At 60.9% G+C, this 14,960-nt stretch carries 13 protein-coding genes; 5 read left to right on the top strand and 8 right to left on the bottom strand.

Features of this window, described 5'->3' with window-relative positions:
* Positions 1-119: 119 nt before the first annotated feature.
* Together VWZ81_RS14570 and VWZ81_RS14565 are read right to left on the bottom strand one after the other, a co-directional pair.
* Complete coding sequence (locus VWZ81_RS14570) at positions 120-626, bottom strand: fascin domain-containing protein (RefSeq protein WP_416543420.1); 507 nt, start codon at positions 624-626, stop codon at positions 120-122.
* A gap of 168 nt (positions 627-794) precedes the next feature.
* Entirely contained in the window at positions 795-1,679 is an 885-nt protein-coding gene (locus VWZ81_RS14565) for a mechanosensitive ion channel family protein (RefSeq protein WP_416543419.1), read from the bottom strand.
* 117 nt (positions 1,680-1,796) lie between these two features.
* On the opposite strand from VWZ81_RS14565, the gene VWZ81_RS14560 reads away from it, so the two are divergent.
* Both VWZ81_RS14560 and VWZ81_RS14555 read left to right on the top strand, forming a co-directional pair.
* Entirely contained in the window at positions 1,797-2,636 is an 840-nt protein-coding gene (locus VWZ81_RS14560; protein WP_416543418.1) for a formate/nitrite transporter family protein, read from the top strand.
* Positions 2,637-2,755: 119 nt separating this feature from the next.
* On the top strand, positions 2,756-2,917 hold the full coding sequence (locus tag VWZ81_RS14555) for a DUF1328 domain-containing protein (protein ID WP_340544129.1): 162 nt from the start codon (positions 2,756-2,758) through the stop codon (positions 2,915-2,917).
* Between the two features lie 79 nt (positions 2,918-2,996).
* On the opposite strand, the gene VWZ81_RS14550 is transcribed toward VWZ81_RS14555, so the two are convergent.
* The gene (locus tag VWZ81_RS14550; RefSeq protein ID WP_416543417.1) at positions 2,997-4,325 is read right to left on the bottom strand and encodes a dihydrolipoyl dehydrogenase family protein; all 1,329 of its coding nucleotides are present in this window, start codon (positions 4,323-4,325) and stop codon (positions 2,997-2,999) included.
* A gap of 111 nt (positions 4,326-4,436) precedes the next feature.
* On the opposite strand from VWZ81_RS14550, the gene VWZ81_RS14545 reads away from it, so the two are divergent.
* Positions 4,437-5,492, top strand: a complete 1,056-nt coding sequence (locus VWZ81_RS14545) for a YihY/virulence factor BrkB family protein (protein WP_416557614.1) — start codon at positions 4,437-4,439, stop codon at positions 5,490-5,492.
* A 55-nt stretch (positions 5,493-5,547) separates the two neighbouring features.
* Here VWZ81_RS14545 and VWZ81_RS14540 read toward each other — a convergent pair whose 3' ends face one another.
* Both VWZ81_RS14540 and VWZ81_RS14535 read right to left on the bottom strand, forming a co-directional pair.
* A complete protein-coding gene (locus tag VWZ81_RS14540; RefSeq protein WP_416543415.1) occupies positions 5,548-6,819 on the bottom strand; it encodes an MFS transporter in 1,272 nt (423 codons plus the stop codon).
* Positions 6,820-6,939: 120 nt separating this feature from the next.
* Positions 6,940-7,338, bottom strand: coding sequence for a helix-turn-helix domain-containing protein (locus VWZ81_RS14535; protein ID WP_340544135.1), 399 nt, complete (start codon positions 7,336-7,338; stop codon positions 6,940-6,942).
* Between the two features lie 79 nt (positions 7,339-7,417).
* On the opposite strand from VWZ81_RS14535, the gene VWZ81_RS14530 reads away from it, so the two are divergent.
* Both VWZ81_RS14530 and VWZ81_RS14525 read left to right on the top strand, forming a co-directional pair.
* Positions 7,418-8,659, top strand: a complete 1,242-nt coding sequence (locus VWZ81_RS14530; protein WP_340544136.1) for an MFS transporter — start codon at positions 7,418-7,420, stop codon at positions 8,657-8,659.
* A 458-nt stretch (positions 8,660-9,117) separates the two neighbouring features.
* On the top strand, positions 9,118-9,831 hold the full coding sequence (locus tag VWZ81_RS14525; protein ID WP_416543414.1) for a trypsin-like serine peptidase: 714 nt from the start codon (positions 9,118-9,120) through the stop codon (positions 9,829-9,831).
* A gap of 200 nt (positions 9,832-10,031) precedes the next feature.
* Here VWZ81_RS14525 and VWZ81_RS14520 read toward each other — a convergent pair whose 3' ends face one another.
* From VWZ81_RS14520 to VWZ81_RS14510, 3 genes are read right to left on the bottom strand one after another with little or no spacing between them, the layout of a single operon-like run.
* Positions 10,032-11,201, bottom strand: a complete 1,170-nt coding sequence (locus VWZ81_RS14520; protein ID WP_340544139.1) for an HlyD family type I secretion periplasmic adaptor subunit — start codon at positions 11,199-11,201, stop codon at positions 10,032-10,034.
* Complete coding sequence (locus VWZ81_RS14515) at positions 11,198-13,564, bottom strand: ATP-binding cassette domain-containing protein (RefSeq protein WP_416543413.1); 2,367 nt, start codon at positions 13,562-13,564, stop codon at positions 11,198-11,200. The genes VWZ81_RS14520 and VWZ81_RS14515 overlap by 4 nt, the downstream gene beginning before the upstream one ends.
* Complete coding sequence (locus VWZ81_RS14510; RefSeq protein ID WP_416537131.1) at positions 13,561-14,865, bottom strand: TolC family protein; 1,305 nt, start codon at positions 14,863-14,865, stop codon at positions 13,561-13,563. The genes VWZ81_RS14515 and VWZ81_RS14510 overlap by 4 nt, the downstream gene beginning before the upstream one ends.
* Between the last annotated feature and the right edge of the window lie 95 nt (positions 14,866-14,960).

Here is a 14,960-nt window from a genome sequence, read left to right as displayed (position 1 = left end):
GGCGCGCGTTCAAGAGGCTGGGAGACCCGGCCGAAGATGTGATAGTCGACAGATGCTCTGGCAATAGAAACCAATTGTCGGCCACCCCTCCACGACGGGGAGGTGGCCGGCATACAGCGTCAGCCAGCGTTTGACACAAGCTCGAATGTGGCATTGTCGTTCAGCACCTGGATGCCCTGGGCGACGCCGACGCCGTTGCTGCCGAATGTCGTTGCGCCCTCCGTGTTGAGCGACAGATAATAGCCAGCAAATGTCGAGCATTCGAAGGCGAAATAATTGGCGCCGACGACACGCAGTATCCAGCGCTCGAGCCCGCCGCAGCCGAACTGGCAGTTGATCGGTTTGATCTCTCCCGGCGATGGGGTGCCGATGCGCACGTAGCAATTGTTCCATGCCGCTGAGAGCAGGCCGACTGTACCGTCTTCCTGCGGTGTCAGAATAAACTGCTCCCATGAACTTGCGCCGATTTGCGCGTTGACCGTTCCGGCGCCTTCGGGCGCGGGCGCGTCGACACCGCTGCCATCCATGCGAAGATAGGCGTCGTCATAGGCCGCGCATTTGAGAGCATAGGTCAGCTTCTGCGTCGCTGATGCGGTAGTGTTCTCTTCCAGTAAACCGAGATTCATAGCAGGTACTCCTCCGTTTCAGGGAGGTTTGAATAGCATGAAATACAATCAAAGATTGAGTTAAATCGCCATCATTCCAGCGCGATGGCAGAGTGAATTGCGGCCTCGTGGCTAGGAGCGTTTGATGATCGCAAACAGCGATCCAGCGCTCGGCCACAGGGGTGTGGGTCACGCACTGGGTTTCTGCGCCGCGGCAATATCGACCGGGATCGGCGCGTTGACCGTCAGGGTTCGGTAGGGGAAGGGAATCTCGATACCCGCATCGTCCAGGGCGGATTTCACGGCACTGACAACCTGATCCCGGCTGGCGCGGATATCCACCGGTTCGGACCCGGTCCACCAGGTAATTTCGAAGTCGATGGAGGACGCGCCAAAGCTCTTGGCAAAGACCTGAATGTCGCGCACGTCATTGCGCACCATATCGACGCCTCTGACCGCTTTTGAGATGACATCACGAGCGGTATCGACGTCTTCGCCATAGGCGACGCCGCAGATCAGCGTGGCGCGCCGCAGCTCGCGGTTGGTGCGCACGGTGACGGCGTTGTGGAACAGCTGCGCGTTGGGGACGACAACCAGCTGGCCGTCTGTCTGACGGATCCGGGTGTCGCGCACGGTGATCGCCTCGATCTTGCCCTCGGCACCCTCGCATTCGATGAAGTCGCCGATTTGAAAGGGTTCTCGCAGGAGGAGCAGAATACCAGCCAGGAAGTTTTCAAAGGTATCCTTGAAGGCAAAGCCAATCGCCACCGACCCAAGGCCAAGGGTGGTCAGCGCCTTGCCCGGCGTGATCGTGGGGAAAACAACGGTGACTGCGATCAGGCTGCCGATAAGCCACAGCAGGACGCTGGCAAGGAGCTGTAACACATCGCAGAGATTGCGTCGCAGTTTCAGCTGGCTGCTGATCCGCCGGATGATCGTTTTTGCCGCCCAGACCAGCGCAGCTGTCAGCACCAGAACGATGATGGCAACGGCCAGACGCGGTAGCGCATCGATGGCGCCTTCCAGCCACCTCGTCAATTGGTCCATCAGTGTGGCGCTGATCTCGGCAGTCATCGGCGTATCCCGTTACAGGTCTCTAGGGCTAACGCTCCGGCGTGAAAAAGGTTCCGCGCGGCGGAACCGACTGGGACACTTGGGCGTTGAACTGGATATGGAAAACAGGAGTTGCAGATGATCGAGGCCAAGACGTCCGGCGAAGACCTCATCCAGGAAGAGTCCGAGAATGAGGCCGTCGAAGAGGCAACAGGCCTGTCTCCAAGGCTGATCTTTGAAACCATTCGTCGCAACGGTGAGGAAGAATTGGAGCGACCCGTGCGGGCGCTGTGGTGGTCTGGCATCGCTGCCGGGCTATTGATCAGCTTCTCGGTGTTGGGCAAGGCCGTTTTCAAGACCCATCTGCCAGATGCCAGCTGGTCCCCGCTTGTTGAGAACCTTGGATATTCACTAGGCTTTCTGATGGTCATCCTTGGCCGAATGCAGCTGTTCACCGAAAACACCATTACCACCGTGGTGCCGGTCATGTTGCGCGGGGACAAGGCCAGCCTGCTGCGCACCGCGCGGCTTTGGTCGGTGGTGCTGGCTGCGAATGTTGTCGGGGCCTTCCTGATTGCGTCGTTCTTTGCCCTGACCCCGGTGCTGGACCCGGCCCTGCGCGCCTCCATGGTGGAAATCAGCGAACACGCCACCGGAATGCCACCGTTTATCGGCATGATCAGCGGTATTCCGTCGGGGATCCTGATTGCCGCAATCGTCTGGATGCTGCCCTCTGCGCAGCATAGCGAAATCCCCCTAATCGTCATCTTCACCTGGCTGATTGCCGCCGGGGACTTCACCCATATCGTCGCGGGTTCGGTTGAGATGGCGTTTCTGATGGTGCAGGGGATACTGCCTCTGGGGCAGGCTGTCTTTGGTTTTTTCCTGCCGGTCTTGGTGGGTAATATCATCGGCGGGACAGCGGTCTTCACCGTGTTGACCTACGCGCAGATCAAGCCTGAGATTGATGAGAAATAGGCGTCTGTTTCAGACCCGGTCCGCGCCAGTCAGTCGTAGGACCGGCCAAGTCTCGGAACCTTTTCCTGTCAAAAACGTTGTGTTTGCAGAACCATAACGGATAGAGACGAGGATGATCGATGATGAATTGGCCACTGGTTTTTTCTCTGATTGCAGCTGCTTCGGCAGTACTGGCATTTGGTGGTGTCGCGGCAGGGGCGGCATTTGCTGCCAACGTGGTATTCCTGATTTCAATGTTCTTGCTGGGGCTTTCGCTCATCGATCGGACGCTATGCGACTGACCGGACGACGCCTCCGATAAGAGCAGACAAAAAAAGACGCGACCCAGAGTGGATCGCGTCTTTTTTTGTCTGCGGTATCTTACGGGCCGACCGTCTCTTCTGCAAAACTGGGGTGAATGCCGACGACTGCGTCAAGATCGTCTGCGGTGGCTCCGCTTGCGATCAACGCGGCGAAGGGGGCGATCAGCTCCGGTGCTGCGTGATCGACCAGCGCCACGCCGCTCAGCAGGGGGCCCTTGAACGATCTGTCAAAGAACGAGTTGGCAGCCGTGCCGTCGTCCAGCACATCGCTGGACAGGCCAGACACCTGTTCACCGCCGCTGTTTGTCTGATCCATCCGGCCGACCTGCGCGACCGGCGGGATGGTATAGGCCGACTGCGGCACCAGATTGAGATCTATCTGTGCGGCGCCGTCGCCAAAGTGTTGGGTCGCAAAACAAGCGCCGTCTCGCGTCGCCACAGGGGTAAGCGGCAGACGGTCGGCAGCGTCGCCGACCGCGTAGATGCCGGGAATGGATGTTTGGAAATGCTCATCAATGGCCAGCGCGCCGGATTTCGCATGGACGATGCCCTGCACCCCTGGCCCAAGGGTGTCGGTGTTTGGTACTCTCCCGACAGCGGCTATCACCTGATCTGCATATTGGATGCTGCCATCGTCGAAGCTGACTTTGAACATTGTCCCGTTGAAGTCGATCTGCTTCGGCTTGCGGCCAAAGCTGATGGTGACGCCCTGTTTCTGAAGACCGGCCTGCACGCAGGCGATCGCCGGTGCGTGAAATTGATCAAGCAGTCTGTCGCCATCGGTCATCAGCTGCACCTCGCTGCCAAAAGCCGCGAAGATACTGGCGAATTCACATCCGATATAGCCGCCGCCGATAATCAGCAGCCGCCCCGGTAAATCACTCCACCCAAAGACATCATCACTTGTGGCGGCCAGATCACCGCCCGGAATATCCAACGCGCGCGGGCGCGCCCCGGTCGCAAGCAACAGTTTTCCGGGCTGGAAAACCTCACCACCGGCGTGAATCTGGCCCGCTTCGCCAATCTCGGCAGTAGCGCGCAGCAGGCGCACACCGGCCTGTTGCAATTGATCCTCGAAGTGGTGGTTGAGGTGGTCAATCTTGGCGTCGGAGCGACGGCGCAGCGCCGCGAAATCAAAGTCGGGCAAGGCCGTTAGGCCAACCTTGGCCATATCACGGTGGCTCTGGCGATGGGCCGCGGCTTTCCACATCAGCTTCTTCGGGGTGCAGCCGCGGTTGACGCAGGTTCCGCCCAGCTCAGCCTGTTCGATCATCACAACCGAGGCACCCAGCCGCGCTGCCGCCTTGGCGGCCGCCAGCCCGCCGGAACCGCCTCCTATGACCACCAGATCGTGGGAAGCAGCCGGGTGATGGGTGAAGTGGCTCATAGTTGTCTCCAATTGGATTGCGTCAGAACCTCAACTCGCGGGCAAAGGCTAAGTTCCAAGAAACAAAACGCCATCTTGCTGCGTTTAGATGGCAACGCGGGAGACAGCCTCATGCCAAAACAGTCAGATCACAGCTCAACCTCCAAGTCGGGGACGACCACCACCACCGACCAGTCGAAAACAGCCCCCAACCTCGACCGCGGCGGTCCACCGAGTGACCCCGGACGGGACCTGAGCGGGCAGACACAGGATGGATCGCTTGCGCAACTGGCGTCGTTTGCGAAACTGCTCTGGCGGGCCTGGGGCCGGATGGGACAGGCCAACGGCGGGCTGCTCGCCGCCGGAGTCGCCTTTTACGGCCTCCTGTCGGTTTTTCCAGGTATTACGGCAGCGGTTGCTCTGTTTGGTCTGATTGCGGATCCAAACCTGATCACTGCACAGGCTGCTTGGCTGACCGGGCTGTTGCCACCGTCGGCTGCGGATTTGGTCAATCAGCAGTTGGTGCAGGTAGCGGGCGCGCGCCCAGAGTCGCTGGGCTGGGCCGCCGCGGTTTCCGCTGCTCTGGCGCTTTGGTCCGCATCGCGTGGCACCGACAGTATGATCCAGGGGCTGAACGTAATTTTTGGCACCCGGGAAGGGCGCAGTTTCATCGTTCTGAAGGCGATGACTGTCGGCATTACTTTCACGGCCATTATTGGCGGGTGTGTCCTGCTGCTGGTCGTTGCGGCGATACCCGCCGCGGCTGCGCTCCTGGGCGAGTCAGCGTTGTTGTCGATGGTGACCCAACTCCTGCGCTGGCCCCTGATGTTCGCAGTCGGCATCGCTGGAATTTCGGCACTCTATCGATTTGGACCGGACCGGTCGGGGGATGGCTGGCAGCTGTTCACGCCCGGCGCGATACTGAGTTGTACGCTTTGGGTCGTCGGCAGCATCGGGTTCAGCCTCTATGTGCAAGCTTTCGGCAGCTACAACGAGACCTTTGGCGCCCTCTCGGGGGTGATCGTTCTGCTGACCTGGATGTGGTTGTCTGCTTTTGTGATCCTGTTCGGGGCCGGGCTTGATGCCGAGCGCCGCGCGGTGGTGAAAACCGGCCATTCTGTAGCGAGTGACGCGCCGCGTGAAGACAAGCTGACAGCGGATCACGTGCCAGCTCCCCACGCCGCCTAACCGAGCGATGGGATCGGGAGAGGCGACAGGGAGATGACGGGGGCCAGTTGGGGTGTTAGCCTTCGGCATCCTCCTGCACTTCGCTCAACCGTGAGCCAAGTGCCGCTCCCAGCCCGCTAAGCAGGGCGAGGAGCGCCAGCACCGGTGCTGCGCCAACAGCATCGGCCAGCAGCCCAAAGCCCCCACCCAGCAGCAACAGCACGCCAATCATCGTGTTGGAAAGTGCGGTATAGACCGATGTGTGACCATCCGTATCCATATCGGTCAGATGTGTTTTTCGACCGGCGCGCGCGCCTTGATAGGCGATCTGGGCGACAAAGACGAAGCAGGCCACCACGGCACTGGCAACAACGCCCTCACCCCAGCCGAACGCCGCCGCCGCCGCCAGCGTCACAGCGCTCAGCGCACCCGACACCATCAGGGTTTGGCGGCTTGATCGGTCCGATAGCTTGCCCCAGATGTAGGAGGAGACAATCGCAGCAATGGAGGAGGCCAGCACCAGCAGCCCGAGATTGCCAAAGCCGCTTTCGGCGTCGCGTCCACCAAGCATCACCAGAAACGGCGGTGCCAAGGCGGTTGAGATCAGCAGCGCCCGGGTGCCGATGTAACGCCGCAACTCGCTGTCCTGCCGCAACGGCAGCAATAGCTCCTGCGGGCTGAATCCTTCTTCGGACTGAGGCTCGGCTTCTGGCTCGTTCAAACGTGCAAAGACGGCAGCGGCACCGAGCCAAAGCAGGCCTGATACGGCAACAACCAGCGAGATGGCCATCGGGCTGCGGGGCAATAGCCCGGTGCTGAGCAAAATCGCAAACAGAAACACACCGCTGGCGGCGACGGTTCCCGCCGTTCCCGAGACGGACCCCCGTTTGCCCTTGTCCACGGTTCGGGCGAGGATGTCCTTGTAGCTGGCGCTACACGCCGACCGCGCTAGGGCCAGCATGGCAAGGCAGCCCAGAATGACCCAGCCTGCCATGACACCTGGTAGCAGCATGGCAGCGGCGGCAATGCCAAGCGCAGCGAGACCCTGAAGCGCCGATCCGGCAGCCCAATAGTATTTGCGATATCGGCTTTGTTCGATCCGCTGGGCAAGGACCAGCTGCGGCAGGAGCGATCCTGATTCCCGCACCGGGACCAGCACCCCAATCAGATAGCCCGGCGCACCGATTGCGTTCATCAGCCAGGCCAGCACCAGTTTGGGATCAATCAAACCATCGGCCAGCTTCGTCGCAGTGAGGGCGGTGACATGGGTCGCAACCCGGCGGGCGGCTTTGGGATCGGAAGCCTCAGACCCGGCCGTCAGCTTATACGTCAATTTTGCAAAACCCATTTCAGTCTCCGCCTCGCGCTGTTCCGATATCCTCTGCGATATGTGGCAACGGGCGCAGAAGTCTACGATCACATACAATTGCCGCCAGAAAGCGTCGCCGAAGGAGGAGGTGGCCCGGTTTCAGCCGCGGGTCCGTCGCGCGACCTTCAGGAGCCGTTGAAAGGTTGGGCATTCCATATGCGATGGCGCAGGGCAGTCGGCCACATGGCGGATCGCGTCACGAAGCGTCGACAGGTTGCGGATCTGTTGATCCAGCTTGTCCGCCCTTTGGTGCAGCTCATCGCGTGGCAGGTCCGGCCGCCCATCCGAGCCAAACATCCCCGAAATTTCCGCCAGCGAGAAATCGGCTGCCTTGCCAAGCGCGATGACCGATAGCTGCAACAAGGTCTCAGGCCCGAATTGTCGCCGCAATCCCTTGCGCGCGAGCGAGGTGATAAGGCCGAGCTCTTCGTAATACCGCAATGTGGCGGGGGTGACGCCACATCGGGCGGCTACTTCTCCGATGTCGTACAGGCGCATCGCTCTTTCCTCTTGACCTAAAGTGGGCTTGAAGTTGCAGGCTGCGCCAGAATGCTCACACCCACAAGAGGAGACTGGCATGTCTGTACCGGCAGCCCCGATTTCTGATGCCGTCTGGAAGGATCCGCGCGCGCTGGCCCTGCTATTCGCCGCAACCCTGACCATTATGGCGAACGCCACCATCAGCCCGGCCCTTCCCGGGCTTGAGGCCGAGTTCGCCGATACGCCGAATGCGGCCTTGCTGACGCGGTTCCTGGTCTCTGCACCGTCGCTGTCGGTTCTGATCTGCGCGCCGCTCGCCGGGTGGATGGCGGATAGGTACGGGCGGCGCTGGATGCTGTTGCTGGGTATTGCGTTGTTTGCCGTCAGCGGCGCCGCAGGGGCGGTGCTGCCGAACCTGCCGGCGATCATGATCAGCAGGTTGCTCTTGGGCGTGGCGGTGGCGATGATCATGACTGCCCAGACAGCGCTGATCGGCGATTATTTCACCGGCGACGCGCGGCGTTCTATGATGGGTTTGCAGACATCGGCACGCAACTTCGGGGGGCTGATCTTCATCACCTCAGCTGGGGCGCTGGCGGTGATCTCAACCCGGCTTCCCTTTGCGATTTACGCGGTTGCGATCCTTCTTTTGCCGCTGGTCTGGCGTTACCTGGCAGAGCCGGATCCGGCCCAGCGGAGCGAAACCGCAACCGGATCAACCGAGGGCGCAGCCCGTTCGGCTTGGCCTGTGCTGCTTGTCGGCTTGGCATCGTTGCAGATGATAACCAGTCTGGTTTTCTTCATGATGCCGACACAGCTGCCATTTTTTCTGGCGACGCAGGCTGGCGATCATTCCGCAAAAACCGGGCTTCTGTTGGGGGTGCTGACACTATCTGGCGGGATGACAGGTTTTCTTTACCTGCGCATCAATCGCTGGCTCGGTGCGGCGGGCGCCTACGCATTGGGATATGCCTTGATGAGCAGCGGGTTTCTGATGCTGACGGGGGGCGGCACCCTGTGGCAAAGCCTGGCGATGGTCGCCATCGGTTCCGGATTGGCCACGGTGATGCCGAATTTCGTTGCGCTGGCCTTGGCGCTGTCACCCGCCTCGCGGCGCGGCGTTGTGGCGGGCGCGTTGATGGCATCGGTGTTTCTGGGACAGATCCTGTCGCCTGCCGTCAGCATACCCGGCATTGCGACCCTGGGGTTTCTGGAGATGTTTCGTGCGGCGGCTGTGCTGCTGATCTGCCTGGCGATTGGCGCTGCTATGTGGGCCCTGATTCCCCGGCTCTATGCGATTCTTCTTGAGCCGATCAGGGGGCTGCGCCGCTCCAGATAGGTCGAATTGGCAGCATCACACCACCGCGCGTTAAGATATTGCAGATAAGTCCTAAGGGAAGGTTAAGGCGGAGTTTTGGTTATTTGAAAGTTAAAACGGCTCTTCCTGTGCTCTGTCGACCGACCCGCCGCGCGGCGCCTGCGGCAATGTGGCAACCCTGCCGCACGGTGGCCGTAATGCCATCGTCAGCTGCCAGCGACCGGCTGCAGCCTGATTTGCCACCGTGAGAATTTATTAAGCGATCACAAAGGTTTGCTAAAAAATTAATAAAACACCCGAGAAATTGTGTGCGCTCTGCGGTTTTTTTGCGATGATGGGCCATCAAAACCCTGGGGGGGGTCCTGATTTGTGTAGAGAGACTTATTTTGCGCATGGTTTCGGCCATGTCGGGCAGTTTTGCGTCTCATTCCAGCCGCACGCTTGAACCAAGGTGTGAGCGTGGGAATTTGGAGTGGGCGATGAAACGCATTTTTGCTGCATTTGCGGCATGCCTCCTGTTTGGCATGCCTGATAGCTCTGCTGCGGAAGATCCGCAGTCGAGCATCACCTCCGTTATTGGATGGGAAGCCGTGGGTCGGCTGAACATTTCAGGACGGAATATGTGTACCGGGGCCTTGGTGGCACCCGATCTGGTCGTGACGGCGGCGCATTGCGTCTACAACCCCGACACCGGCCGCCAGGTTGATCCGACCAGCATCCGGTTCGAAGCGGGGCTGAACGGGCGACATGCCAAGGCGGCGCGGTCTGTCACCAAGGCGGTTGTCCACCCGAGCTACGAGTATCAGCCACTCGGCGATTCACAATTGGGCAGCGATATTGCGATCCTGCGTCTGGATCGGCCAATCAGCCGCAACATGATCCAGCCCTTTGAACTGGCCAATCGTCCGGCGCGCGGGGCGTCGGTTGAAGTGCTGTCTTATTCGATGACGCAGCAGAACCGTCCAAATCTGGAACAGAACTGCCACGTTCTGGCGCGACAGGCGCAGGTCGTGGTGATGACGTGCCGGGTTGATTTCGGTGCGTCAGGCGCGCCTGTCTTTGACGTCGTTCCGGGCCGGATGCCGCGACTGGTCTCGGTTATCTCGGCCAAAGCGGCGATGGGCAATCGTCGGGTCTCAATCGGAACTTCGTTTGATCAGACCGTTCTGGCGATGATGCGGTCCGCCAGCTGATGGTACGATACGGGGACAAACCGGCATTCAGACCGGTCGAGCAGACCCCGTTCATCCATCTTGCGAAGGATCTTTAGGCAGCACCGATCCGAGGAAACCAGCTGACGGCCGCGGATGCACACCGGTTTTCTCCAAGCGATCAACCTCTTAGACAGCCCCCCTGCATCCAATTGGATCGCGGGGTTTCTGGATGTGTTGCCTTAGGGTTCGCGCAGGGCCTCGCGGGATTTATACAGCGGTTTCAGCATGTAGTTCAGGATCGTTTTGCTGCCGGTCTGCAATTCAGCGGTGGCGCGCATCCCGGGGCGGATCTCGATGGCCTGCTGGCGTTCGGTAAATTCGGAACGATCAACCTTCACCGTCACCCGGTAGTACGGCTCTGCACGGGGATTGCGCTCGTCTTCGAAGGTATCGGGCGAGACAAAATCCACCTTGCCGCGCAGCGATCCGTAGATGGTGTAATCATAAGCTGAAAGCTTGATCGTGGCATCCTGGCCGGGTTGGACGCTGGCGATGTTTTCGGGCTTCACCCGTGCCTCTACAAACATTTCCTCGCCGAGCGGGATGATCTCGACGATTTCCTCACCGGGGCGGATCACGCCGCCGATGGTGGTGACCGCAAGGCTGTTGACGATCCCGGCCATGGGCGAGGTGATCACGGTTCGGTCAAGCTGATCCTGCGCCAGCCGCAGCTCCTGCCGGTACGAGGTCAGCTCGCGAAGGGTTTTGGAGTAATCCTCCGCCAGCTCCAGCTCTGACTGGGTGCCAATTTCATTGTATTTGGCCTGGGCGTCGCTCACGGCCTTTTGCGCGCGGTTGACCTCAATCAACGCCACGATCTCTTTCTTGTAGAGACGCTGCATATTGGCCAGTTCGTCCTTCAGCTGGTCGAGGATCTCGCGGGCGCTGGCGCGGCGACTGGTGAAATCGGTCTGCCGGGCATTCAGCAGCGCACGCTCCGAGGTGTAGATGCCTGGGGAGCGTTCGGCCAGATCGTCGGGAACATTGAAATCAAACGCACCCTCCAGTTCGGCCTCAAGCCTGTATTGTTTGATTTCCAGCGCGTCGATCCGGTCCTGCAGATCATCAGCGGCGGCGCGGAACTTGGTATCCTGCAGACGGGCGAGGATCTGCCCGGCCTTCACCGTGTCGCCCTGATGCACATGGAGTTCGGCAAGAATGCCGCCTTCAAGGTTCTGCACGATCTGAGAGCGCGAGGAGGACACAACCTCGCCGTCGGCACGAACGATTTCGTCGACCCAAGCAAAGCTGGCCCAGATCAGAAACACCACCAGAGCGCCCGCCGCCAGATAGATGATGCGGCTCGCCCCGCGCGAGGTTTCGCGAAGATCGTAGCCGGTCGAGGTCATTTGCCCTCACCTGCGGCAAGATGTGCCAGAACCTGATCACGCGGTCCGTCGACCACCATGCGCCCGGATTGCAGGATCAGCGTCCGGTTGGTCAGCGACAGGATCGGCATCCGATGTGTCGCAATCACTGTCGTGCGACCCTCCAGCCAGGTTTCCAGACGGCTGACCAATGTGCGTTCCAGCGTTTGGTCCAGTGCGGCAGTGGGTTCATCCAGAAGCACAATTGACGGGTTCTGCAACCACAGGCGCGCCCAGCCGATCGACTGGCGCTGCCCGATGGACAGCCCGCCGCCGCCGTCGAAGATTTCCAGATCGAGGCCCTTGTGGTGATTGCGCACATGGGCGCCGAGGCCTGCAAAATCCAGCGCCGTCATCAGCCGGTCGTCGTCGCGTTCCAGCTGGTTGAGGTTCAGGTTCTCGCGCAGCGTCCCGGCAAACAGCCGCACATCCTGGCTGAGATAGCCGATATGGCGGCGCAGGTCGCGCGGGTCGATCTGGGTCATGTCGGTGCCGTCAATCATCACCCGTCCACGGTCCGGCGCATAAAGTCCCGACATCAGTTTCAACAGCGTCGATTTCCCGGAGCCGTTGACGCCAAGAACCGCAACCCGCTGGCCGGGGGTAACGGCAACGCCCGGCACGTCCAGCGTCGGGGCGCCGTCTTCGTCATAGCGAAACATCACTTCGCGCAGTTCGAACCGGCCTTGCAGGCTGTCGCGGCGCAGATAAGAGCGTTCGTCTTCTTTTTCCTGAGCGGAGTTGGCGATGGCGTCCAGTCCTTCCAGCGCACCTTTGACGTTGCTCCAGCGGGCCAGCGTGGCGGCAAACTGGGTCAGAGGTGCCAGCGTGCGGCTGGTCAGAATACCGGTTGCGATGATGGTACCGACGGTGAACTCACCGGCGAAAACCATCAGAGTGCCCACCACGACAGAGCCGATATAGGTGGCCTGCTGGACCCCCTGCGACCAATGGGTAAGCGCGCTGGCAAGGCGGCGCTGCTCGGTCGCGGCATGAGTGGAGAGCGTGTTCAGCTCATCCCAGAGCCGCAGAACCCGGTCTTCGCCACGCTGGCTCTTCAGCGTGTCCAGCTCGTTCACGACCTCATGCAGCAGGCGTCCGGCTTTGGCATTTGCGCCCTGTGTCTGACGTGTCAGCGCGATCATGCGCTTCTGCATGAAATAGGCGGGCAGCAGCATCAGGATGCCACCTGCAATGATAATCCAGACGATCGGGCCCGCAATCGATGCCACCAGCAGCAGGAACACGGCGATGAACGGAATGTCGGCCAGTGTTGAAATCGTGGTGGAGGTAAAGAACTCGCGCACCGATCCGAAATCGCGCATCGCGGCAAACAGACCTGAGGGGGGCAGTGGTTTCTTGTCAGAGCGCATCCCGATCAACCGCCGCATCAGGTTGTTCTGCACCGACAGCTCGATCTGGCGTCCGGCAGCATCTGTCAGCCGGGCACGCGCCAGCTTCAGCAGTGCTTCCAGCATGATCGCAAGGAAGGCGCCGACTGCCAGCACCCAGAGCGTCGCATGGGACTGGTGAGGAACCACGCGGTCATAGACCTGCAGCGAGAACAGCGCGACTGAGACGGCCAGAATATTGGCAACCAGCGAGCCGAGCATGATCTCGCCGACCTGACGGCGGTATTTGGGGAACTCACCCCAGAACCAGTGATCACTTTCCAGCTGCGGTGTATGGCGGGCGGCGATCTGTTTCAGGGAATTGCGTGCGCCCAGCGTTGTGCCGGTGAAATAGGGGCCGAACTCGGCCACCGGCACATCCGCGCGATTATCTGTGCAAGTGGTGTCATAGACGCTCAGCATATCCCGGCTTTGCGACAGGACCAGAACGCATTGACCATTGTTCATCATGGCCAGCGCGGGCCAGCTTTCGGGGATGAGCGGCACCTGATGATTGATCTGCGCCTGCATCCCCGTGGTCTGAAGCGCGCGGGCAAGCGAGTCGACGGAGACATCGCCCGGATCATTGCGCCACATATGTTCGGCAAGGTCGCTGAGGGCGACATTCGTGCCTTTAAGGGCTGCAAAGGTCGCGATGAGCGCGGCGCGATGCTGAATACGCGCTGTTGCGTCCTCGATCAGCGCGCTGACCTCGCCCACGTTTCCATCCTCCAGCAGGCCGGTCAGATCGACATCGGGCATCGGTGGGGTCGCGGGACCGGGGGCCGGCGCAGGGGCAGCCGCGGCCGGCGCCAGATGTGGCGTCGACTGGGTATCAATGGCGCGCAGCACCGGTTTGCCACCACTGGCACGTCCTGCCGTCCCAGTGTCGCGCGGGGCAGGGGGGACGGTCCGCAGCACGGTGTCATCTGTCGGGCGGTTGGAATTGCTCAAATCCGGTCCCCATCGGCCAATAGTCCCATATCGCTTGCCAGCGCCAGCTGGATCAGAACGACTTCGTATTTTGCGTCGATATGGGCGTGTTCGCGGCGTACCACCTCTTCGTAGATGGATACCACATCCATGACCGAGCGTTGCCCGGCCTTAAACTGTGCCTGAAACAGGCGATAAGTCTCGCGGCTGGTCTGCGCCAGGGATGCCGCTTCGGCCTCTTGCCTACGATAAGAGGCGAGGCGCTGCATCTGGCGACTGAAATCGCGGCGTGCATCTTCCTCGGCCTCGGATACCTGCCGTTTGGCAATTTCCTTGGAGGCTTCGATCGCTTTCAGCGCCGCAGGCGTGCCAAGGCCAAAGGGCTGCGCCAGATCAAGGGTCAGTCCGGCTCCCGAACCATCGCTGGTGACATTGCCCGCGGCTGAGACCTGCGGCAGCAGCCCTGCGCGCTCCATCTTGGCCTGTTCGACACTGCGGGTGGCCTCGGCTTCGGCTTTGAGAACGGTGAGATAGGCACCGGCCTCCGGCGGGGTCGCCAGTTGCAGGTGGCTTGGCGTCCCGTCGAAGCTTTGACCGGTCATCGCCCTGAGTTCGGCTGTTGAGGTGGCGGTGGCGTCCTTGGCCGTGGCCACGGCTGAGCGGATGCCGTTGATCTTGCTCTGCACTACGTTGAGGTCGGACCGGTCCGACACGCCGCCATCAACGCGCCCCTTCACGATACGTTCAAATTCATACATCCGCGACAGGGCGCGGGTGCCGATCGCAGCTTTCTCAGCACCGCGCAGGCCCGCGACATAGAGGCCCAAGGCCGTCTCTACACGGCTGTTCATGTCAATCGAGAGGTTGACCGCTGCGACTTCGACATCGGCGGCGGCAAAGGCGCGCTCGGCCTTGCGGCGTCCATTGTCGAACAACACCTGTTCAATCAGGATACCCGCCACCAGATCCCCGAGATCGGTGAGGCTGACAGAGGGGCCAAGCGTCGGCAGCCAGTTCTTGGATTTTGCCTCCGCACGCAGTTTGGCGCTGGTCAGCTCGGCCTCGGCAGCGCGGGCAGAGGCGGAAATCGCGGATTGCGCAACAACGTCATAGACACTGCCGTCTTCAAGCAGGGACTGACGCTGCATCAGGGTTGAGATCACCACCGAGGGGTTTTTGGCATCCGGCTGGGCAAAGCTGCTGGCGCGCCGATTGACATCGGTTTCGGCGCCTTCGCCGGTTTTGGCAAAGGGCAGGGACTGCATGCAGGCCGACAGGCAGCACAACAGTGCCACCGCGCCAATGGGTCGTCCCAATTGCATTCTGCCCCCTCGCATCGCCTGTGCCCTTACCCTTGTTGCCGGGTAGTTTTGCCGGGGGCCGTTGGTTTGCGCCAAACGGCCCTCGGGTGATCGCT

Origin of the sequence: Phaeobacter sp. JH20_34, from assembly GCF_048056095.1 — a bacterium.
GTDB classification, from domain to species: Bacteria; Pseudomonadota; Alphaproteobacteria; order Rhodobacterales; family Rhodobacteraceae; genus Phaeobacter; species Phaeobacter bryozoorum.
The sequence above is the reverse complement of the archived record's forward strand: the minus strand, read 5'-3'. Positions and strand labels throughout refer to the sequence as shown.